This is a genomic window from Oscillochloris sp. ZM17-4, from assembly GCF_019599295.1.
Lineage (GTDB): Bacteria > Chloroflexota > Chloroflexia > Chloroflexales > Chloroflexaceae > Oscillochloris.
Genome location: NZ_JAIEWN010000009.1, coordinates 101337 through 122704, shown reverse-complemented (window position 1 = coordinate 122704; position 21368 = coordinate 101337). Strand labels below are relative to the sequence as shown.

Annotated in this window: 16 protein-coding genes and 1 pseudogene; 13 read left to right on the top strand and 4 right to left on the bottom strand. The window is 65.9% G+C overall.

The annotated features are described in order from the left end of the window. Positions 1–64 precede the first annotated feature (64 nt). The 4 genes and pseudogenes from K2Z83_RS09665 to K2Z83_RS09655 all read right to left on the bottom strand — a co-directional run bounded on the left by K2Z83_RS09665 (position 65) and on the right by K2Z83_RS09655 (position 4374). Positions 65–1201: a response regulator gene (locus K2Z83_RS09665; protein WP_220594963.1), complete on the bottom strand. Its 1137-nt coding sequence runs from the start codon at positions 1199–1201 to the stop codon at positions 65–67. Positions 1202–1470: 269 nt separating this feature from the next. After that, positions 1471–2724, bottom strand: a complete 1254-nt coding sequence (locus K2Z83_RS09660; protein WP_370650125.1) for an ATP-binding protein — start codon at positions 2722–2724, stop codon at positions 1471–1473. Positions 2725–2823: 99 nt separating this feature from the next. Continuing rightward, positions 2824–3156 (bottom strand): annotated as a pseudogene (locus K2Z83_RS29840) (response regulator); the annotation flags it as partial. 69 nt (positions 3157–3225) lie between these two features. Next, the gene (locus K2Z83_RS09655; protein WP_220594961.1) at positions 3226–4374 is read right to left on the bottom strand and encodes a hypothetical protein; all 1149 of its coding nucleotides are present in this window, start codon (positions 4372–4374) and stop codon (positions 3226–3228) included. Between the two features lie 202 nt (positions 4375–4576). Here K2Z83_RS09655 and K2Z83_RS09650 point away from each other — a divergent pair, with 202 nt between their 5' ends. The 13 genes from K2Z83_RS09650 (at position 4577) to K2Z83_RS09590 (ending at position 21265) form a co-directional block, all read left to right on the top strand. Further along, positions 4577–5302: a cyclase family protein gene (locus K2Z83_RS09650; RefSeq protein WP_220594960.1), complete on the top strand. Its 726-nt coding sequence runs from the start codon at positions 4577–4579 to the stop codon at positions 5300–5302. Positions 5303–5381: 79 nt separating this feature from the next. Continuing rightward, positions 5382–5924, top strand: a complete 543-nt coding sequence (locus K2Z83_RS09645) for a hypothetical protein (RefSeq protein WP_220594959.1) — start codon at positions 5382–5384, stop codon at positions 5922–5924. Positions 5925–5997: 73 nt separating this feature from the next. After that, positions 5998–6756, top strand: a complete 759-nt coding sequence (locus tag K2Z83_RS09640) for a ScpA family protein (protein WP_220594958.1) — start codon at positions 5998–6000, stop codon at positions 6754–6756. Continuing rightward, on the top strand, positions 6753–8933 hold the full coding sequence (locus K2Z83_RS09635) for a GAF domain-containing protein (protein WP_220594957.1): 2181 nt from the start codon (positions 6753–6755) through the stop codon (positions 8931–8933). The genes K2Z83_RS09640 and K2Z83_RS09635 overlap by 4 nt, the downstream gene beginning before the upstream one ends. Positions 8934–9100: 167 nt before the next feature. Further along, entirely contained in the window at positions 9101–9757 is a 657-nt protein-coding gene (locus tag K2Z83_RS09630) for a response regulator transcription factor (protein ID WP_220594956.1), read from the top strand. Between the two features lie 268 nt (positions 9758–10025). Then, positions 10026–10664 (top strand): hypothetical protein, encoded by a 639-nt coding sequence (locus tag K2Z83_RS09625; protein ID WP_220594955.1) that lies wholly within the window; start codon positions 10026–10028, stop codon positions 10662–10664. 36 nt (positions 10665–10700) lie between these two features. Then, complete coding sequence (locus tag K2Z83_RS09620; RefSeq protein WP_220594954.1) at positions 10701–11474, top strand: MBL fold metallo-hydrolase; 774 nt, start codon at positions 10701–10703, stop codon at positions 11472–11474. 201 nt (positions 11475–11675) lie between these two features. Next, entirely contained in the window at positions 11676–12431 is a 756-nt protein-coding gene (gene recO / locus K2Z83_RS09615; RefSeq protein ID WP_220594953.1) for a DNA repair protein RecO, read from the top strand. An 11-nt stretch (positions 12432–12442) separates the two neighbouring features. Continuing rightward, positions 12443–13135: a PH domain-containing protein gene (locus tag K2Z83_RS09610; protein ID WP_220594952.1), complete on the top strand. Its 693-nt coding sequence runs from the start codon at positions 12443–12445 to the stop codon at positions 13133–13135. Between the two features lie 218 nt (positions 13136–13353). Next, positions 13354–14172, top strand: a complete 819-nt coding sequence (locus tag K2Z83_RS09605; protein WP_220594951.1) for a purine-nucleoside phosphorylase — start codon at positions 13354–13356, stop codon at positions 14170–14172. 140 nt (positions 14173–14312) lie between these two features. Beyond that, positions 14313–17243 (top strand): C1 family peptidase, encoded by a 2931-nt coding sequence (locus tag K2Z83_RS09600; RefSeq protein ID WP_220594950.1) that lies wholly within the window; start codon positions 14313–14315, stop codon positions 17241–17243. A 123-nt stretch (positions 17244–17366) separates the two neighbouring features. Continuing rightward, positions 17367–19262, top strand: coding sequence for a hypothetical protein (locus K2Z83_RS09595; protein ID WP_220594949.1), 1896 nt, complete (start codon positions 17367–17369; stop codon positions 19260–19262). A gap of 20 nt (positions 19263–19282) precedes the next feature. Beyond that, positions 19283–21265 carry a C25 family cysteine peptidase gene (locus tag K2Z83_RS09590; RefSeq protein ID WP_220594948.1) on the top strand — a complete coding sequence of 661 codons (1983 nt, stop codon included), beginning with the start codon at positions 19283–19285 and terminating at the stop codon, positions 21263–21265. Positions 21266–21368: the final 103 nt, after the last annotated feature.

Genomic DNA, 21368 nt, shown 5'->3' with positions numbered 1-21368 from the left:
CCTATGGGCACCCGGTTGGAAATCGCCCGGAGTATACCATAGCTCATTGTGATGCGCAAACAGGCTATGTCTTCGCGAGGTTATCACGCAACTCGCGGATAGCCCGCTTCGCATTAATCCAGACCGAGCCAATCTTTGAGCTGGCAATCTTCTTGTTGAACACGAGCACGAGCAGGAATCGCTGCACCACATCGAAGCAGTACAGGTCGTAGTTCATACCTTCGTGGATATATACGGTGAGGGCATCTTCCTCCTGGAGCTGGCGAGCCACCTCACCCGACGTAGAGAAGCTCATCGAGAGCAGCGGCAGGACGCTCATCATAAGCAGGCCATCGGTTGTCCCTACATCGACGAGCACCATGCCAGCACGGTCGGTGAGCATCACGCTCTGGGCCCCGAGCTCCTGAGCAAGCTGGCTCATGTCCTTGCGGACCGCGTTAATATTCTCAGCGGTGACAACCAGCGTGCCAGAGCTACGACGTCCAGGCAGCTCAAGGGTCGGCTCGGGCGTCGGCTCCGCTCGCGGCTTAGGCTCAGGCTTACGATCAACGGCAGCCCGCGTCCGCGAGGCGAGCCCACCGCGAGCAGGCGGCGGCGGCGGCGGCGGTGCCGCCGCCGCCTGCTCGCGCTCACGCGCCGAGGGCAGCACGACCCGGGCCGGCGTGAAGTCACGCCGCTCAGCCTTCGGCTCTTGCGCGGCACTGGGCCTCGCGGCAGGTGGGGCCGGGGAGACGGGACGCATCGCCATACGGCGAGGCTTCGCCTCTGGCTCTGGCTCTGCCTCTGGCTCTGGTACGTCTTCCTCTTCGGGCTCGGCGGCGGCCGCCTCGGCGGCCATGTGCGCATCATGGAGCGCCGCTTGTATCGCCGCATGGAGCTCGCCCGCCGCGCCCGGGCCATGCAGAAATGTATAGACCCCCAGCGCCTCGGCCTGCTTGCGCGCGCTATCGTTCAGGCTCGGGCTATAGAGCAGCACGTTCGTCTGGATCTCAAAGTTCGGAATGATCTCCGCAAGCTCCAGGCCCGTCATCCCAGGTAGCTCCACCTCAGCGATCACCGCCTCCGGCGGGTTCACCCGTAGCTCCCACAGGGCGTCGTTCGCCGACTCAAAGATCTGCACGCTCACATCATCACCAAGCGCAGATGGCAAGGCGCGCAAGATCTCATTTTCGACGGTGACGACCACAAGACGATAGGTCATTTTCAGCTCTCGCTTCTCGGAGTGGGAGGGAATGCATTCCCGCCCTATAGCATTTACACAGCACAATCTGCCCTCTAGTATACCCTATCGCGGTTACGGTGGTGCGGGGCGCAGGCGAGGGATCACGGCTGCTACAACGTCATATCCCAGTGGGGGGCGGGGCGGCTACGCCACCCCCGCAGTATTTTTCATTGGGTTTGGGCGGCTTCGCCGCCCAAACCCAATGAAAAACCAGGTCTGGGGCGAAGCCCTCAAATCCACCCACGCCGCTATGCCGACTGCAGATATGGCAGAGCAAAGCTAAAGATGCTGCCCTTCCCTTCGGCGCTCTCAACCCAGACAATGCCGCCCTGAAGCGTCGCAAGGTCAGCGACGAGGGCAAGGCCAAGGCCGGGGCCGCCATGGCTGCGGGTGAGCGACCCCGCAATCTGATAGAAGCGATCAAAGATCTGCGGCTGCTGCTCGCGGCTGATCCCCACGCCCGGATCAACCACCCGCATCACCGCCCAGCGCGACTCGGAGAGCGCGCCGAGCCCGCGAATCGTCACGTTTGGCACGGCGGCACCCGCCGCCGCCAGGATCCGCTCATGGTGCCAACTCGCCAGGCCAACCTGGATCACCGCGCCCTCGGCACTAAATTTGATCGCATTATCGATCAAATTACCAAGCACCAGCAGCACTTTTTCACGATCAACGGGGAGCGTCAGCGACTCATCGGAGATCAGCAGCTCGACCTGCTGCCGCTTCAGATCAGCCGTAGGGGTGAGACGCTCAACCGCCTGGCGGATCAGCGCAGCGATGGGCCAGGGCTCTGGGCTCAAGGTCAACTGATTGAGATCAGCGTGGCGCAGGCGAACCATCGTGTCGACGATCGCCTTAATCTGCTCGGCGCTGTCGAGCGCGCGCTGCGAAAACTCGCGCTGCTCACCATCGCCACGATCACGCACCATTTTGGTGTAGCCCAGCACGATCGAGAGCGGACTGCGCAGCTCATGAGAGGCGATCGCGAGAAACTCACTCTTGAGCCGATCCAGCTCACGTAGCGAGTGGTAGGCGACCTGGAGCTCACCGTAGAGCTGGGCGTTGCGCAAGGCTGTGCCAGCCTGATTGGCGAGGAGCGCGAGGGTGTCCTGCGTGCTTGGGGCGAGCAGATCGGGCTGCTCGCTACACAGGATCAGCGCGCCCACAGCCTGCCCCTGCGCGCGCAGGGGCACCGTAACACCGGTGGAGATCGCGCGATCACCGATGCGCGCAAGGCGCTCGCCCGCATGGGTCAGCGGCCCGCTGGCACGCCCCGCATCGCGGGCGGCGGACTCACCAGCAGGCAGCAGCTCGGCACCGTCCGGCGTAGCGATCACCTGGCCGATCTGGTCAGCCGTACCGGAGAGCACCAGGAACGCGGCATCGCAGGGCACATGGTCGCAGGCACGATCAATGATCACCCGGCAGAGCTGGTCGAGGTCGAGAATTACGTTGATCGCCTGGCTGCTCAGGAGGATCTTCTCAATGGCGCGCAGGCGCACCCGCTCCTGGAGCAGCTGCCGTTTGTGCAGCGCCTGGTCGACCGCAGTTCGCAGCTCATCGAGCTCAAACGGCTTGATCAGAAAATCGGCCACCCCGCGGCGGGCCGTCTGATGCACGGCATCAAGCGTCGCGTGGCCGGTCATGATAATGATCGCGATCGCCGGATCGCCCTCGCGGGCGATCTGAGCGAGCTCCAGACCGCTCAGGCCAGGCATCTGGATATCGGCGAGGAGGAGGTCGACCGGCTGAGGCCCGCGCAGGATCGCGAGGGCGTCATCCACCTCGGTGGCAGAGGAGACGGTATAGCCCGACACACTCAGGGCGCGAGCGCAGAAGGTGCAGGTGGTTGGATCGTCGTCGACGACGAGGATAGATGCAGAGCTGATGCCGGCGCTGGCAGGTTGTGGCGTGGGTGAAGGTTCCTGGCTCATACTCATTGCAGATTGTAGATCATTTGTTGAGTGCCGCCGTGCTTTATGGCCGCGTCTGCAATCTGCAATCTAGGAAAGCACCTCAACGCAGGTCCGCGGCAGCCAGAACGCCACTCCTTCCGCATCGATAACCTCTACAGCAGCAAGGCTGACGCGCGAGGCGACCCGGCGCGGGGAGGAGGGAATGCTCCGCACCTGAGCGATCTTCCCGAGGTGGTCGCTATCGAGCAGGCGCACACTCGCCCCTGGGCGCAAGGTTGGGCGCGGAGCCTCGACCTGCACGCTGCTGCTGCTGCGGGTGAGCGGGATCACCACGCGGGGACGGCGCAGGGGGCGACGCAGGCGCGTCACACCCTCGATCAGCGCCTCCTGACGATCCTGAGCGCTGAGCAGATCAAACATGGCCGCATTCATCGGGCGAGATCCAAAGCCCTCGGTGACAAGGATTGTCAGCTTCGGATCGGGGGTCGCGGTGAGGTCTGGCCACTGCCAGGTATGCCGCCCCACCTGCCAGCTGCCAACATCCGCCCAGCCGAGAAAGTCACGCAGCTCAGACTCGTCGATCCCGCCGACAATAATGCCGCGCACCTGCTCCTGCACCGCGCGGCGCAGCGCGGCGGCGCTAATGCCGGCGCCACAGATCAGGATGGCGTAGGCGCTGCGGGCATCAATCTGCTCGGGGCGCACGATGTCGCCGGGGTCAGTGGCCAACAGGCGCAGCACGCCACTACGATCCTCGCCGATGCCGAAAGCGCCATAGACCTGAGCCGACGGTGTCTCGATCACCACGCCCTCGTAAGGGATGACCTCCATCACGATGCCGCGCACCGTGGACTGCATGGCATACTCGGTGGGGTCAGGGGCGATGGTGACATAGCCCGTCTCATCATCGATATCGGCGATCATGCCGGTAACCGGTGCCAGGCAGCTGCGCCCGACGATCCCCGCCGCGCGGGCGAGCACCTGCCCGGCCTCCACCTTATTATGCACCTCGCGGCGCATCGCGCGGTAGACCTGGCTCGGCGGAATGCCGAGCGATCGGGCGACGTTGATGATCTGCGGGGGCTCGGGCTTGAGGGTCTGGGCGACAATATCCTCGGGCTCGACGCGGCTGCCCTCGCGCACAAGCACCTCTCCGGGGTAGGGGAGGCGCCGCTCGATCCGGGCCATTGCGTTCGGGATAACGGGCGGGATGCCCTCTGGGATATACAGCGACATAGGGTGTCTCTCGCTGCTCTGACCGCTATAGGATAGCATTATAGCATACCGGCTGTGCTTGCGGCCACGCTACAGCGACGATATCGCTGCTATAATGATGATCAGGCCGATAGTTCTTGCCTCTTGAGGATGATCAGGTATCATCGATCTGACAGCACGCCCCACAACTTTGCGCAGCCAGCGATCAGCCAGCAGCCGGCGGATGATCGTCGCGCTGCTGGCGATCTCCCTGCTCCTCTCGGGCTGCGCACCGCGGGAGCAGCCCACAGCGCAGCAGCCGATGTTCACCCGCACGGTCGATCTGAGCCATGTGGTGCGCCAGGATGTGCCCTACCTGCCCGACGAGCCGCCCATGCGGATCGGGAGGGACGCCGATGGCAGCGTGCGCCAGATCGAGATCGGCGCACGCACTGGCACCTTATTACGGCTCGTCGCCGCCCCGGCCTCCGACCTGCGCACGGTCGATCAGCTCTCGCCCCGCGAACTGGTGCTGCCCGCCGTGGTGATCGACGTGCGCGACCGGGCCCAGGATCACGCCGGCTACCAGCTCAGCACGGCTGAGCTGGACGACTGGGAGCGACGCCACGGCGTCGTCCCGCGCGGCGCGCTCGTGCTGCTGGTGACCGGGTGGGATCTGCGCTGGGGCGACCCGGCGTCCTACATCGATCACGATGGGGCGGGGCAGATGACCGCGCCGGCCTTCGGCGCGGCGGCGGCGGCCACGCTGCTCGATGATCGCGAGGTGATCGGGCTGGGCATCGACGCGCCCGGGGCAGCCTACGCCCCCTCCAGCGGCTACCGGCTGCTCCTGGAGAACCTGACAAGCCTGGAGCAACTCCCCGCCACCGGGGCGACGATCATCGTCGGCGCCCTCAAGCTCCAGGCAGCCCAGAGCAGCCCGGCGCGGGTGATCGCGTTGATACCATAATGTTGAATGTTGAATTGTGAATGTTGAGTTGAATGGTAGGCATCCTCCCTAATACACACACTTACGAAGGTGACACCTCATGTCGAACAACACCGATCATTCAACACTCAACATTCAGCATTCAACATTACCCTACCGCGCCCGGCAGTTCTTCGCCGCGCTGCGGGCGGAGGTGAGCGCCGAGGAGCGCGCCATGGTGGCCCGCACGCTCTCGGCCGGGGAGCGGCGGCTCTTCGAGCGCATGCCGACCTACGACCAGCGCCACTGCCTGGATGTCTACCAGACCCTGGTGGACGCCGGCCAGCGCGCCCCCCTGCTGCTGCGGGCGGCGATCGTCCACGACTGCGGCAAGGTGGACGACGACGGGCAGACTATGGGGCTGGGGTGGTATATTGTAGCGACCATCCTGAAGCATATGCCCGGGCTCTACCTGGCCCTGGCCCGCGGCGGGCGCGGCCCCCTGCGGCCCCTGCACGTCTACGCCGAGCACGCCTGGCGCGGCGCGCGCATGGCCGCCGAGGCCGGCAGCCCGCCCGAGATCGTACACGCCCTGCGCCACTACCACGACCCGGCGCCGACGGGGATGGCGGCGACCCTCAAATGGGCCGACGAACAGCATTAGTGCTGAGTGCTGAGTGTTGAGTGTTGAGTTCAAAAGCTCAACACTCAACACTCAACACTCAACACTCAACTCAATGTATACCATCACCCTGCCGACATTTGAGGGGCCGCTGGATCTGCTGCTGCGGCTGATCGAGCGGGCCGAGCTCGATATCACGACCATCGCCCTGGCGCGGGTCGCCGACCAGTACCTCGCCCACGTGCGGGCGATAGACGAGCCCGACCCCCACGCCCTGGCCGAGTTCGTGAGCCTGGCCGCACGCCTGCTGCTGATCAAGTCGCGGGCGCTGCTGCCGCGCCCGGCGGCCGAGGGGCGCGCCGGCGCATCTGACGCCGACACCGACGCCGAGGCCCTGACCCGCCAGCTGCGCGAGTACCAGCGCTACAAGCAGCTCGCCGCCGTCCTGCGCGGCTGGCAGGACGAGGAGCGGCGCACCTTCCTGCGCACCGCGCCGGTGATCGTCCCAGAGGCCCCTGAGCAATCCCCACTGAGCCACACCGTCGCCGAGCTGATCGCCGCCGTCCAGCGGCGGCTCCAGCTGGCCCTGCCCCTCGAAGACGCCGCCGCCGTGCTGAGCCTGCCGCCGCGGATGACGGTGGCCCAGGTGTCCGCCATGGTGCGCGAGCGGCTCGCCCGCCAGAGCTGGCTCAGCTTCGACGACCTGCTCGCCGAAGCCACCAGCCGCCAGGATGTGATCGTGGTCTTCTGGGCGATCCTGGAGCTGCTCAAGCGCCGGGCGGTCGTCGTGGAGCAGGACGCGCTCTTCGGCATGATCAGCATCGGGCGGGGCGCGGCGCTGGCAGAGGCCACAGCTGGAGAGGAGCTCGGATGACGAATCAGCCCCAGGAGCAGCCCCGCTCGGAGGGAGGCCGCCAGCTGCCGCTCGGCGATCTGCTGGCCCTCGGCAGCCAGATCCGCGCCGACGACACGCCCGAGAGCCTACTGCACGAGGTCGCCGAGACGCTGCGCAGCGTGGTGGCGAGCGCCCAAGTCTATGTGCGTCTGCGCAACATCGACAGCGACGCCTTCGAGGCGACGGCCTTCGCCGGCATCGCCACGGAGATCCAGGAGCGGCTGCGCGCCGACCCGGTGCAGCCCGGCACCTACACGCCCCTGCTCCGCCCCGAGCTGCGGGTGAGCGACTCCTACCTCATCCCCGCCGGGAGCGCCGCGCCCAACGCGGCCGACGCCGCCGCCGCGCCGCCCGATGTACCGACCCTGCTGGTGCCCCTGCGCGGGCGCGGCGACCGCCTGATCGGCGTGATCTACATCGCGCTCTCAGCGCCCTCCGCCCTCGACCCGACCGCCGCCCAGGTGATCGAGGCGATCGCCCGCCAGGCCGCCCTGGCGGTCGAGAATGTGCGCCTCGCCGAGCGCAGCGCCCGCCTGCTCGCCAAGGAGCAGCTGCTCGCCGAGCTGGGCCGCGATGTCAGCGCGACCCTCGACCTAGACGCCATCCTGAGCCGCACGGTCGAGCGACTCGAGGCCGCCTTCGGCAGCGGATCGCTCTGCCTGCTGGAGGATGACGGCGCGCTGGCCGTGGTCGCCGCATCGCCCGAGGAGGCCGCCCTGCTGGGCGCACGCTTTGGTGTCGGCGAGGGCATGGTGGGATGGGTGGCTCAGCAGGGACGATCGTTCTTCGCCAACGACCTGAGCAGCAGCCCATCCTTCGCCCCGATCGACCCGACCTACCGCTCGTGCATCATCGCGCCCCTGCGCAGCGGCGGCCGGGTGATCGGCACGCTGAACGTGGGCAGCCACCACGAGGGCGCCTTCGCCTACGAAGATGTGGATCTGCTGGAGGCGATCGCCGCCCAGGTGGGCGGGCCGATCACCAGCTCCCGGCTCTACCAGGAGTCGCAGCGCATGGCCGCCCACATCCAGCGCCACGCCGACCAGCTCGCCGTCCTCAACACCATCGCCCGCACCGCCAGCGCCACCCTGGAGCAGGAGTACAGCCTCCCCGAGGTCACGGCCCAGATCCGCAGCGGGTTCGGCTATGATCAGGTAGACCTGTTCCTGGTCGACGATGAGACCAACGAGCTCGTTCTGTCGGCCTCGTTCGGCATACTGCCCTCGATGGGCGCCGGCTACCGCCAGCACCTCAACCTCGGGCTCATCGGGCGGGCCGCCCGCGGCGGGCAGACCATCCGCGTCGACGATGTGCGCGACGAGCCAGGCTACTTTGTGGTGGCCGAGCGCAGCGCGACACGCGCGGAGCTCTGCGTGCCGATCATCGCCAACGGGCGCACCCTCGGCCTGCTCAACCTCGAGTCGCCACAGCTGGCCGCCTTCAGCGATGAGGATGTGGCGATCCTCGAGACCGTGGCCGATGTGCTGGCGGGGGCCCTGGAGAACGCGCGGCTCTACCGGCGCGCCCAGGCCGCCGCCGTCCTTGAGGAGCGCAACCGGCTCGCCCGCGAGCTCCACGACAGCGTCTCACAGCAGCTGTTTAGCATGACCCTCACCGCGCCGGCGGCCCGCGCCCAGCTTGAGAAGAACCCGCAGCGGGCCGCCGCCCAGCTCGATCGTCTCCAGGAGACGGCCACCGCCGCCCTGGCTGAGATGCGCGCCCTGATCTTCCAGCTGCGCCCGCCGGCCCTGCGCGACCAGGGGCTCGTCGCGGCGCTCCAGCAGCACGCCCAGGCCCTCTCGCGCCGCGAGAGCCTGGCGATCGCCCTCAGCGTCGTCGGCGACGACCGCCTGGCCCGCGGGCTGGAGCAGCCGCTCTTCCGCATTGTCCAGGAGGCGCTGAACAATGTGGTCAAGCACGCCGACGCCCGCAACGTCACGGTGGCGCTGGAGTTCGGTGCCGAGCGGGTGCTCGTGCGGGTCGCCGACGACGGACAGGGCTTTGACCCGCAGGCCACCCCCTCGGGCCAGGGCCGACACCTGGGGATGATCAGTATGCGCGAGCGGGCCGCCGAGATCGGTGGCACAATGGATCTGCGCTCGATGATCGGTGGCGGCACCGAGGTGACGGTGACGGTGCCACGTACTGCGGCGTAGGGTAAGGGAAGCAGAAATGCGCGATCATCCAGGCAGTTGCATGATCCGTGATCCGTGACGGGTGATCCGTGATCCGTGGCTTGGTCACGGATCACGGATCACGGATCACCCGTCACGATCAGATGCGTAAGAAGATTCGCGTCCCTAAAACAATGAGGAGGTTCCAGATGGATGCCATTACCGTGATGCTGATCGATGACCACCGGGTGGTGCGTCAGGGCCTGCGCGACTTCCTGGAGCTCCAGGACGACATCGAGGTTGTGGGTGAGGCCAGCAGCGGCGCCGAGGGCGTGCAGCTCGCCCGCGACCTGCTGCCCGACGTGGTGCTGATGGACCTGGTGATGCCCGGCATCGACGGCGTCGAGACCACCCGCCAGGTCAAGACGGTCAGCCCGAGCAGCAAGGTGATCGTGCTGACCAGCTTCAGCGACGACAACAAGGTCTTCCCGGCGATCAAGGCCGGCGCGATCTCCTACCTGCTCAAGGACATCTCCCCCGAGGAGCTGGCACACGCCATCCGCGCCGCCCAGCGCAACGAGGCGGTGCTCCACCCCGAGGTGGCCGCCAAGCTCATGCAGGAGTTCAGCGCGCCGCGCTCCTCCGAGGCCCCCGTCGACCAGCTCACCCCGCGTGAGATGGACGTGCTGCGCCTGGTGGCCAAGGGCATGTCGAACAAGGAAATTGCCGACACTCTGATCATTTCAGAGAAGACGACCAAGACCCATATTAGCAATATCCTTTCAAAGCTTCACCTTGCAGATCGCACTCAGGTGGCAATTTATGCGCTTCGCAAAAGGCTCGTACCAATGAGTGACGAAAATTAAGGCTTACACTTTGTAATTATAAGTGTAAATACTTTTGAACGAGCACTCTGAGGAGAGCTCGTTCTCTTTTGAGCTTGACAGGTCAACTCACTCACACTAGAATACATGAGCTTATTATCCGCTAGCGTGGAGGTTTAGTATAATAATCAAGCGTGAACTACACTTCGATACGCGCCAGCTAGCGTGGCTTGTCGGGCTGATGGAGGGAGAGGGTTCCTTTGCATGCGGCTCGCCAGCGAAGCCACGGCGGCCAACAACATCAATTGGCATGGCAGATGAAGATGTGATCAACCATGTCTGTGAGCTCTGGGGCACACGCCTATGGATCTTCAAGCTCAAGAATCCACGCTATAAGCCCGTCCATCGTACCGAGCTCGTCGGCGGCAGCGCCGTGGCGATGATGCAGATCCTTCAACCGCACCTGAGCTCCCGGCGCCAGACGCAAATCGATGAGGCTGTAGCAACCTACCAGCCGCTCCGATCCATCAAGCATAAGCGCTTCTACGTCGCGCCCGATGGCGCCGAGGAGTTTGAGCGCTACTGGCTCGCCGGCCTCCTTGAGGGCGAGGCGTATTTTGGCTTGCATCCTACCAGCAAGCATAATGTGACCCCCATTGTCGAACTAAATACCGTCGACCACGACGTCATCCTACGCGTCCAGGGCATCCTCCGTGATCGCTATGCTATTAGCGTGAACCTGCACACCCGCCCGCCGCGCCAGGAGGGCTACCAGCCCCAGTATCACCTCGCCTGCTATGGCGACGCCGCCCGCGCCGTCATGGCCGACATCGAGCCGCTGATGGGCACGCGCCGCCGCCAGCGCATCGCCGAGTTGCTCGGCCCCGCCGTGCAGCCGCGCCTCCTCCGCGAGGCCGGGCCGTGCTATGATGTGCGCAGAGCGGCATAGCCCGCAGGCCTATAAGCGAACCACGGACGAAACCATATGCCCCGCATGATCCTGCTCGGCACCGGCACCGGCGTGCCCGACGCCGACCGCGAGCACACCCACATGGTCTGGGACGGGCCGGGCGGCCCGCTGCTGATCGACGCCGGCGGCAGCACCTACCAGCGCCTGCTCAAGGCTGGGCTCGACTCGCTGGGCGGGCACGCTGGCCCTCCCCTCCAGGGCGTTCTGCTCACCCACAGCCACTGCGACCACATCAACGGCATAGCGGCGCTGCTGTTCAGCCTGCGCCTGTCCGGGCGCACGGCGCCCCTGCCGATCTACGGCCTGGCCCCGACGCTGGCGCTCGTGCAGGGCATCCTCGCCGCCTTCGCCCTCGACGACATGTGCCCGCCGATCATCTGGACGGAGATCCAGGCCGGCGACACGATCCCGCTCGCCGACGGGTGGCGCATCCGCACGGCGCTGACCGCGCATAGCCGCCCCTGCCTGGCCCTCCGATGTGAGGATGCGGCGGGCGGGCGGGCGATCACCTACTCGGCCGACACCGAGCCCTGCCCAGCCGTAGACGATCTGGCCCACGGCACCACCGTCCTGATCCACGAGGCGACCACGCCGCAGCCATTCCCCGGCCACACCACGCCCCGGCAAGCCGGCGCCGTGGCCGCCGCCGCAGGTGCGAGCCGGCTGCTGCTCGTCCACTACAGCCCGCGCTGGACAATGCCCGAGGATCAGGCGATCGCCGAGGTGCGGGCCGGGGGCTACGCCCAGCAGGCCGAGATCGGCAGAGAGTACCAGGAGATCACGCACTGACAGGCGATCCGGCGCGCGCCGCGCGCACTCCCTCGTGAAGCTGGTGCGACGCCTTGATCATGCCCATGGCAGTGGCTATAATAGGGCCATTGCGAGATGCGAGCACTTCGGGACAACGAATGCCGATGCACCAAGGGGTCTCTCACAGCCTCATCACACGCACGCGCCCGCGTGCATACGCGGGCTGCGCAGGAAAATAGTATGCGCGAGCGCGTTTATCGAACAGAGGCGGTGATCCTACGGCGCAGCGACTTCGCGGAGGCTGACCGGCTGCTGCTCATCGCCACGCCTGCCGGCAAGAGCCGCGTGGTGGCCAAGGGCGTCCGCAAGACCACCAGCCGTATCGCAGGCCACATCGAGCTCTTCACCCACACCAGCATGCTCCTCGCCGTCGGGCGGAACCTCGATATCATCACCCAAAGCCAGATAATTAGCTCGTTCCCCCAGATGCGCGCCGAGATCGCACGCCTGAGTCGCGCCTACTACATCGCAGAGCTCTACGACAAGTTCACTGAGGATGGCGAGGAGAATCGCCCGCTCTTCCAGCTGCTCGTTGATTCGTTCACAGCCATCGATCAGAGTGCGAACCCCGATCTCGTGCTGCGCGCCTACGAGCTACGCCTGCTCCATATCGCCGGCTACCGACCGCACCTCCACAACTGCGCGGTGTGCGGTGATCTGCTCGCCGAGGACGCCGACCGCTTCAGCCCGCAGCTCGGCGGCGTGATCTGCCCACGCGACCGCAAGGCCGACCAGCGCGCGATGGCGATGAGCGGCCCGGCGTTCCGGTTGCTACGCTACCTCCAGAGCCAGCCCATGAGCGCCATCGAGGCGCTCCACCTCTCAACGGCGGTGCGCGGCGAGGCCGAGGAGCTGATGCGGAGCTACCTACGCAACTTGCTCGAGCGCGATCTGAAGTCGGTGGCCTTTCTCCAGGACGTGATGCGCGGCGAATAAGGAGTTCCATCATGGCATACATCGACCAGCTGCTGGGGCGCGGGGAGCAGATTATCTACATCGCCCGCCAGCACCTCTTCGTCCTCATCGCCAATATCCTCGCCGAACTGACGCTCATCGCCGTCCTGGTGGCCGCCGGGGTCGCGTCAAACTGGGCCTTCAGCACCAACACCACCCCGCTCATCGGCAGCCTCACCGCCAGCAGCCTCATCCTCCTGCTCTGCGTGGTGATCAGCGTGATCGTCATGATCAGCGGCTTTATGGACTATCTGCGCTGGACGACCGAGCAGTATGTGATCACCGACCGGCGGGTCATCCAGGTGCGCGGCATCGTCAACAAGCGGGTGATCGACTCGTCGCTGGAGAAGATCAATGATGTGGAGCTGCGCCAAACCCTGATCGGCCGCATGATGAACTTCGGCACGGTTGAGATCCTCACCGCCTCAGATGATGCGATCAATGTGATGGATCGGATCGAAGGGCCGCTGGAGTTTAAGAAGGCTATGCTCGACGCCAAGCATAACCACGAGCGCGGCTACGGCTACCTCGACCCGCAGAGCTACCAGAGCCCCCAGCAGCGCCCCTCAATGTCCGCCGGCGATATCCAGCGCACCCTGGAGGAGCTCGCCGCCCTCCGCGAGCGCGGCATCCTCTCGACCGATGAGTTCGAGGCGAAGAAGAAAGAATTATTGAGCCGGATTTAGGGGACAGGGGACAGGGGACAGGGCTAGATAGGCGCTCGTAGGCTATCGTATGATGGCGCTAGAGCCGAGAGCAGACCAACCCGTCACGTTCCTATGCCCCAAAGCACGTTACGTCAAACCGTAGAGGCACCCTGCACCCTGCACCCTACACCCTGCACCCTGCACCCTGCACCCTGCACCCTGTACCCTGCACCCTGCACCCTGTACCCTGAGGAATTATGTACGAACTAATCGAGCAGGCGCGCGCCGCCATCGCCGGGCGCCTGCTGGTGACGCCGAAGGTCGGCCTGATCCTCGGCTCGGGCCTGGGCGGCCTGGCCGATGACCTGGAGCAGGCCGCCGTCGTGCCCTACGCCGAGATCCCCGGCTTCCACGCGCCGAAGGTGCATGGACACCGCGGCGAGCTGGCGATCGGGCTGATGGAGGGCAAGCCGGTGGCCGCGATGCGCGGTCGATTCCACTTCTACGAGGGCCACTCGATGCAGGAGGTGGCCTTCCCGGTGCGCGTGCTCAAGGCGCTCGGCTGCGAGACACTGATCGTCACCAACGCCGCCGGCGGTCTGCGCCCCGACTGGCAGGTGGGCGATATTATGCGGATCAGCGACCAGATCTTCCTGCCCGGCATGGTCGGCAACCACCCGCTGCGCGGCGAGAACGACGACCGGCTCGGCCCGCGATTCCCCGGCGTCGTCGGCGCCTTCGACAACGAGCTGGTGCCCCTGGCCCGCGAGGTGGCCGCAGCGCAGGGCACGACGCTGCGCGAGGGCGTCTACTGCATGCTCTCGGGGCCGGCCTTCGAGAGCGCCGCCGAGATCCGTATGCTGCGGATCTGGGGCGCCGACGCCGTGGGCATGTCCACCGCCCCCGAGGTGATCGTCGCCATCCACGGCGGCATGCGCGTCCTCGGCTTCTCGCTGATCACCAACCTGGCCATGCCCGACGGCCCCCCGGCCAACCACGCCGAGGTGCTGGAGGCCGGCGAGCAGGCCAAGCCCCGCTTCTCCGCGCTCATCCGTGGTATCCTCAGCCGCATGTAATTACAGATTATCGTACCTTAGAGCATCCTCAGTCGCATGTGATTGCAGATTGCGGATTGTTGATCGCAAATGAGTATCGTACACTGATGCTGCAATCTGCAATCTGCAATCTGCAATCTGCAATCTTTGAAGGAGCTGGAATGCCTGAACGCACGCTCACGCCGCTCGACGGGATCGCCGGGTTTGACGAGACGATCCGTAAGAAGCTGGCAGACCCATACTGGATCACGACGGCCGAGGAGTTCCGCAGCACGATCAACTTCAGCGGGCGGAAAACGCTGGCGGCAGTCCTGGGCGTCGATGATGCCACGCTGGGGAGCCTCGCCGACGCCGTCAACGCAGCCCTCCCCCAAGATACGCCTTTCGACATCGCGGTTGAGTTTGAGGTCGGCGCGGGCCTGGATATGACCGGCGTGCCTGAGGTTGAGGCGTCCTTCGCCACCGTGGTCGATCTGCCCGAGGCTGTTGAGCCGCTGACCAAGGCCAGGGGCATCCCCGACCCGCAGAACCAAGGCCAGCGCAACACCTGCGTGGCCTTCACCCTGGCCTCAATGCTGCAGATCCTCAGCGGCGACCCGACCGACCTCTCGGAGCAGTTCCTCTACTACCTCTGCAAGGAGCGAGACGGCATCCCCGGCGATGTGGGTACGAATCCGGCCCTGGCCATCCAGCTGCTGCGCGACGTGGGAATCTGCACCGAGCGAACCTGGCCCTACCACGCTGAGCCTAATACCAGCCAGCCCGGTGGCCCGACGCCGCCCGCGCCCGCCTACGATGAGGCGAAACGCCGCCGGATCAGCGGCTTCACCCAGCTACAGCCCAAGGGCAGCACAGGGGTGAACCAGATCCAGGCCCAGCTGGCTGAGGGTAAGCCGGTGATGATCGGTATGCCGATCTACTCGCATTGGACGGGCGCGACCCAGGCGACGATCTTGGGCCGGCTGCGCTTCCCGCTGCCCAGCGAACAAGCAAAGGGCGGCCATGCCATGTGTGTCGTGGGCTACCGCACCGATGCGACGGCCCCCGGCGGCGGCTACTTTATTGTGCGAAACAGCTGGGGCCCCGACTGGGGCAAGGACAATAGCGACGGCCCCGGCTACTGCCACATGCCCTTCCTGCTGGTGTCCCGCCAGAACCTTGTGGCCTTTGTGGCCGACGGTATTGTCCTCGAGGAGAAGGTGGCCGCGCCGCCGAAGAAGGTCGGCTCGCGTGGCAAATCCGGATCGGCCCGCCTCGGCAGTTCGGGCGAGGGCAGCGATAACCTGATGGCGATCTACGCCGACCTGCTGGGGCTCAAGGATCAGGTCGATGATCTGACCACGCGGCTCCAGCGCATCCTGGGTGTGCCGATGCCTTCGCACGAGGACGAGGACGAGGCTGCCCCCGCGCCAATAGAGGCACCTGCACCTGCTCAGCTGCCCCGGCCCGCCCCCACAGCTACGCCGGAACCGGCAGCCGTCGCCCCTGCGGAGGAGACCATCCCCTATACGGGGCCGCTCGTCTTCCTAAACAAAGGAGTGAGTGAGGATAACGAGGAGCTAGATGCCAATGGCGTCGACGGCGTCACTGGACAGCTGCTGCTCAAGATCGACACCGATACGGCGGCGAAGTTCGCCAAGGGCGAGCGCTCGTGGGAGGATGAGCAAAACCTTGCCAAAGAAAAGGAACATGGCTCCTTCGCCACGACGGGCGAGGTCGATCAGAACCAGATCCAGCAGGCCGGCTGGGCAGTGGTGGTGCATGCCGAGGAGGATGTCGCGGTGCTCAAGGCGCTCTGGCCCCTCGTCCAGCACCGTATGCGCCAGATGGAGTTCAGCAAGCTCGACTTCGACTTCCAGAGCGGCGACACCACCTGCGGTGCATGGATGAGCCGCCACACCGATGGCGGCAAGAAGACTCTGGCCAACGCCTGGGGGAAGGTGCCGCCGGTGCTGCTCGTGCGCCCCGACGAACCTGTAAACGCCTGGCTGAAGCGCCACGGCACCTCGCAGGGGCCTGTCGACCCTGCCCTCGGCGTGCCCTATTACCTGATGCTCGTCGGTCGCCCCGGCCCCCTCGACTCTCATGATAAGATCTATATCTCGCTCCACTTCCAGTATGAGCTCGACTTCTTCTGGGGCGTGGGACGGCTGGTCTTCAGCGATGTGAGCGGCCACCACCGCCTCGATGACTACAAGACCTACGCCGAGCGGGTGGTGGCATGGGAGACCCGCGCCGACGCGGCGAATCGCCTGCGCAAGGAGATCGCCTTCTTCGGCACGCGCCACGAGGATGATAACTCCACCCAGCGCAGCGCCGATGAGCTGGTTGCGCCGCTGGTCAAGTGGAACAAGGAAAGCAAGTTCGTCAAGCGCGTCGGCTTCAACCAGGATCCGACCATCTACCTGGGCGACGATGCCACCAAGAATAATCTGGAGGCGCTGCTGACCGCCAGTACCCCGCCGGCCCTGCTGTTCACCGCCTCCCACGGCGTCGGCCTACCAATGAGCGATCCAGCTCGTCTGGTGATGAACCAGGGATCGCTGGTGACCGCAGACTTCGAGTTCGGCAACATCAAGCGCGAGCACTGGATGGCCGGCGAGGATCTGGACGCCATGAGCAGCGCCAACCTGGACGGCATGATCGCCCTCCTCTTCGCCTGCTACGGTGCCGGATGCCCCGACAAGGACGAGTTTATCTTCGATGCCAACAAAAAGCGCCAGCAGATCGCGCCCTTCCCGTTTATCGCTCAGCTGCCGCAGCGCATGCTGCTGAAGGGCGCACTGGCAGTGCTCGGCCATGTCGAGCGGGCCTGGACCTACTCGTTTAGCGGCACCGAGAATGTAAAGGCGCAGATCCAGCCATTCCAGGATGTAGTCAGTCGGCTGATGCAAGGCATGCCGGTCGGCAGCGCCACCGACCAGTTTAATGTCATCCAGGGCTCCCGTTCGCTCACCCTGACTCAGGAGCTTGAGCAGGGGATCGGTGGCAGTATTCCCAACCCATCGCTGCTGGCTCGGCTGTGGATGGCCCGCAATGACGCGCGCAACTACGCCCTCCTGGGCGACCCGGCGGTGAAGTTGGCTATTTGACTGCGCGGCCGGGAGTCTGAAGGCGAGCGGGAGGCAGGGGCGCGTGCCGGCATCGCCGCGCCCCTATCCCCCGTCTCCCGCGCGCGTGAGACGGCGCCCCCCGTGATATCGGAAAGAACTGGCATGGCGGATGAGCAGACCCGCGCGCTCTATGACCAGCTGCGCGCTATCAGGCAAGACTACGGTGATCTCGGGAGGCGCCTTGGTCAGCTCGAGCAAAGCTTTGCGGCGGCCCTCGGCGATGCGCCGACCGCCACCCTCGCGCCCACGCCCCCGGCGGGCGATACGCCGGCGACTACGGAAGCCGCACCGGCGGAGAACGAGTACCGCGCGCCGCTGATCCTGCTCGACGCCGGGGGCGGCGAGCAGTCCGAGGAGCTCTACCCGAACGGGATCGACGGCGTTATCGGCATGCCGCTGCTGCGCATCAACGCGGCGGCGGTGGTGGCGATGACCAGAGATGAGGCGTATCAGATCGACCCGGAGATCAAACAGCTTCATCGCAAGAAGATAGCCAGCTACGACCCGGGCAGCAGCACAGACCCGCCGCTCGACGTCGCGGTCGAGGCCAAGAAGTCGCTGGTCACCGAGCATCTCGGCACCATCGCCGACATCGATCAGAATAAGATCCAGGAGGCCGGCTGGGCGGTGGTGATCCACGCCCAGGAGGATGTGGCGGTGCTCAAGGCGCTCTGGCCGCTGATCGAGCACCGGATGATCCAGATGGGCTTCGGCAAGCGCGACTTTGACTTCCAGAGCGGCGACACGTCCTGCGGGGCCTGGCTCAGCCGCCACACCGATGGCGGCGCGCGGACATTCAAAGACGCGATCCACTGGCAGCCCGGGCAGACGCCCCGGTGGGACGAGATCACAGTGCCGCCCGTGCTGCTGGTGGAGTCCGGCGAGCGGGTGAACGCCTGGCTGAAGCGCCACGGCACATCCCAGGCGCCGGTGGACCCCGCGCAGGGCGTGCCCTTCTACCTGATGATCGTCGGCCGCCCCGGCCCGCTCGACCTCAGCGACCAGACATTCATCCCGCTGAACTTTCAGTATGAGCTGGACATGTTCTGGGGGGTGGGCCGGCTGGCCTTCACCGACGAGGGCGGCCGGCACCGGATCGACGACTACCGGGCCTACGCCGAGCGGGTGGTGGCCTGGGAGCAGCGCCCCGACGCCGCCAGCCGCCTACGCAAAGAGCTCGCCTTCTTCGGCACCCGCCACGAGGGCGATATCTCGACCGAGCGCAGCACCGAGGAGCTGGTCAAGCCGCTGCTTGCGTGGAGCCAGGGCGGCAAGATCCCCGTCGAGCGGCAATTTGAACACACCGTCTCGCTCGGCACAGACGCGACCAAAGACAACCTGGCCCGATTGCTGAGCGCCAGCGCGCCGCCGGCCCTGCTCTTCAGCGCCACTCACGGCATCGGCCTGCCCATGAGCGACCCCAGCCGCCTGGTGATGAACCAGGGCGCGCTGCTGACCGCTGACTTCGCGTACGGCAGCATCAGGCCCGAGCACTGGCTGTCCGGCGCGGACCTGGGCGCCATGAGCGACCTGAACGTGGAGGGCATGATCGCCGTTCTCTTCGCCTGCTACGGCATCGGCTGCCCCCAGCAGGATGAGTTCATCTTCGACGCCAACAAACAGCGCCGGCAGATCGCGCCCTTCCCCTTCATCTCCCAGCTGCCGCAGCGCATGCTGGTCAACGGGGCGCTGGCGGTGCTCGGCCACGTCGAGCGGGCCTGGACCTACTCGTTCAGCGGCACCGAAGCCGGGACGACCAGCCAGATCCAGCCCTTCCAGGACGTGCTCGGCCGGCTCATGCGCGGCATCCCGGCGGGCAGCGCCACCGACCAGTTCAATGTCATCCAGGGCGCCCGCTCGCTCACCCTCACCGAGGAGCTGGAGTACCTCCTGTACGATGCGAAGCCCAAGCCGCAGCTGGCGCGGCTCTGGATGGCCCGCAACGACGCGCGCAACTATCTGCTCCTTGGCGACCCGGCGGTGCGGCTGGCGATCTGATGATCGCGCAAGGAAGACCTATGGCAACCGACCCCTACGACACGATCTACGAGGCGCTTCAGCGGGCCACTGAGCTCATGGGGCAGCACGTCGAGCAGCTAGGGTGCCATCAGGAGGAGGAGGAGCGCGATAGGCTGCGGAAGATTCAGGCGCTGATCGAGCGGCTGGCCGAGCTGTTCCATCGGCGGGATTTCCCCAAGTTCATAGCGCAGACGACTTCCACTGGCAGACAGACCAGCACCCCTGTCAATATTCACAACGAGTACGATACGCTGACCCAGCTTCTCGATCAGCACCTCAATCCGCGCCAGCAGGCTCCGGCCGGGGCATCCCCTCAGCGCAATCTGGTGCAGAGCGCGGGCGGCGAGGAGCTCTACCCCAACGGGATCGACGCGCACACCGGACAACCCCTGCTCCATATCACCGCTGGCGACATTGTGGCGATGGCCCAGAACAGGCAGTTCAAGCCGCCAGACACGGCCGTAGAGAGCATCTACAAGGCAAAGGTCGCTGCCTTCTGCCGCAGCGAGGAGTTTGCGCCGAGCGGAGAGCCCATGCCAGAGGCGGTTACGATCGCCAGGGGACTCATTGGCGGCATCCACACCTATGGCACAATCGCCGATGTCGATCAGGACACTATCGCAGAGGCGCGCTGGGCGGTGGTGGTGCGGGCGAAGGAGGACGTGGCGGTGCTGAAAGCGCTCGCGCCGCTCATCCAGCACCGCATGCGCCAGATGGGCTGCCGCCCGCTCAACCTCGATTTCCAGAGCGGCGACAGCTCCTGCGGCGCATGGCTCCGCCGCCACACCGACGATGGCAAGAAGAGCCTCAGGGACAACTGGGGCGAGGTGCCGCCGGTGCTGCTCGTGCGCACCGGCGAGACAGTGAACAACTGGCTCACGCGCCACCGCGTCTCCCAGGCCCCGGTCGACCCGAAGCAAGGGGTGCCCTTCTACCTGATGATCGTCGGCCGGCCCGGCCCGCTCGACCCCCACGACGATGTCTTTATCCCGTGGGGCTTCCAGTACGAGCTGGATGTCTTCTGGGGGGTGGGCCGGCTGCTCTTCACGGACGCGAGCGGGCGGCATCGCCTTGACGCCTACCGCGACTATGCCGAGCAGGTGGTGGCCTGGGAGACTCGCGCCGACGCGGCCAGCCACCTGCGCAAAGAGATCGCCTTCATCGGCACACGCCACGAGGGCGACACCTCGACCGAGCGCAGCGCCAAGAACTTGGTCACCCCGCTGGCCGCGTGGAGTGGCGCGCCGAACACGACCCCCGCCCGGCTCGGGTTCGGACACAGGCTCTACCTGGGCGATGACGCCACGCGCGACAATCTGACGCGGATGCTGAGCGCCAGCGCGCCGCCGGCGATCCTCTTCAGCGCCACCCACGGCATTGGCCTGCGGTCGAGCGACGACCCGGCCCGGCTGGTGATGCACCAGGGCGCCCTGCTAACCGCAGATTTCGCGTATGGCAGCATCAGGCGCGAGCACTGGCTGGCCGGCGAGGATCTGGACGCCATGAGCAACCTGAATGTGGCGGGCATGATCGCCTGCCTCTTCGCCTGCTACAGCGCCGGCTGCCCCCAGCATGACGAGTTTGCCTTTGAGCCGGGCAAGCCACGCGCACAGATCGCCCCCTTCTCCTTTGTGTCCCAGCTGCCGCAGCGTCTGCTGGCGCACGGGGCGCTGGCGGTGCTCGGCCACATCGAGCGGGCCTGGACCTACTCGTTCAGCGGGGTCGAGGGCGGCGCCGACAGCCAGATCCAGCCCTTCCAGGACGTGATCGGCCGGCTGCTCAAGGGCATGCCGGCGGGCAGCGCCACCGACCAGTTCAATGTCATCCAGGGCGCTCGCTCGCTCACCCTGACAAAGGAGCTTGAGGATATACGCCACGGCATACAGCCCAACCCGGCGCGGCTCGCGCGGCTCTGGATGGCCCGCAACGACGCGCGCAACTATGTGCTCCTGGGCGACCCGGCGGTGCGGCTGGCGATCTAAGACAAGATTGCAGATTGCAGATTGCAGATTTGGTGCAGTAGAACGCCATTCATAGCATCAAACTGTAAAGCAACCAGAAACCTTGTCTAAGGCATGTTTCAGA

What these genes read in the sequence shown, in the direction of transcription:
- recO (WP_220594953.1), top strand. Translation starts at nt 11,676, where the DNA reads ATGCGCGAGCGCGTTTATCGAACAGAGGCGGTGATCCTACGGCGCAGC.
- K2Z83_RS09635 (WP_220594957.1), top strand. Translation starts at nt 6,753, where the DNA reads ATGACGAATCAGCCCCAGGAGCAGCCCCGCTCGGAGGGAGGCCGCCAG.
- K2Z83_RS09620 (WP_220594954.1), top strand. Translation starts at nt 10,701, where the DNA reads ATGCCCCGCATGATCCTGCTCGGCACCGGCACCGGCGTGCCCGACGCC.
- K2Z83_RS09605 (WP_220594951.1), top strand. Translation starts at nt 13,354, where the DNA reads ATGTACGAACTAATCGAGCAGGCGCGCGCCGCCATCGCCGGGCGCCTG.
- K2Z83_RS09630 (WP_220594956.1), top strand. Translation starts at nt 9,101, where the DNA reads ATGGATGCCATTACCGTGATGCTGATCGATGACCACCGGGTGGTGCGT.
- K2Z83_RS09590 (WP_220594948.1), top strand. Translation starts at nt 19,283, where the DNA reads ATGGCAACCGACCCCTACGACACGATCTACGAGGCGCTTCAGCGGGCC.
- K2Z83_RS09595 (WP_220594949.1), top strand. Translation starts at nt 17,367, where the DNA reads ATGGCGGATGAGCAGACCCGCGCGCTCTATGACCAGCTGCGCGCTATC.
- K2Z83_RS09665 (WP_220594963.1), bottom strand. Translation starts at nt 1,201, where the DNA reads ATGACCTATCGTCTTGTGGTCGTCACCGTCGAAAATGAGATCTTGCGC.
- K2Z83_RS09645 (WP_220594959.1), top strand. Translation starts at nt 5,382, where the DNA reads ATGTCGAACAACACCGATCATTCAACACTCAACATTCAGCATTCAACA.
- K2Z83_RS09600 (WP_220594950.1), top strand. Translation starts at nt 14,313, where the DNA reads ATGCCTGAACGCACGCTCACGCCGCTCGACGGGATCGCCGGGTTTGAC.
- K2Z83_RS09625 (WP_220594955.1), top strand. Translation starts at nt 10,026, where the DNA reads ATGGCAGATGAAGATGTGATCAACCATGTCTGTGAGCTCTGGGGCACA.
- K2Z83_RS09655 (WP_220594961.1), bottom strand. Translation starts at nt 4,374, where the DNA reads ATGTCGCTGTATATCCCAGAGGGCATCCCGCCCGTTATCCCGAACGCA.
- K2Z83_RS09650 (WP_220594960.1), top strand. Translation starts at nt 4,577, where the DNA reads ATGATCGTCGCGCTGCTGGCGATCTCCCTGCTCCTCTCGGGCTGCGCA.
- K2Z83_RS09640 (WP_220594958.1), top strand. Translation starts at nt 5,998, where the DNA reads ATGTATACCATCACCCTGCCGACATTTGAGGGGCCGCTGGATCTGCTG.
- K2Z83_RS09610 (WP_220594952.1), top strand. Translation starts at nt 12,443, where the DNA reads ATGGCATACATCGACCAGCTGCTGGGGCGCGGGGAGCAGATTATCTAC.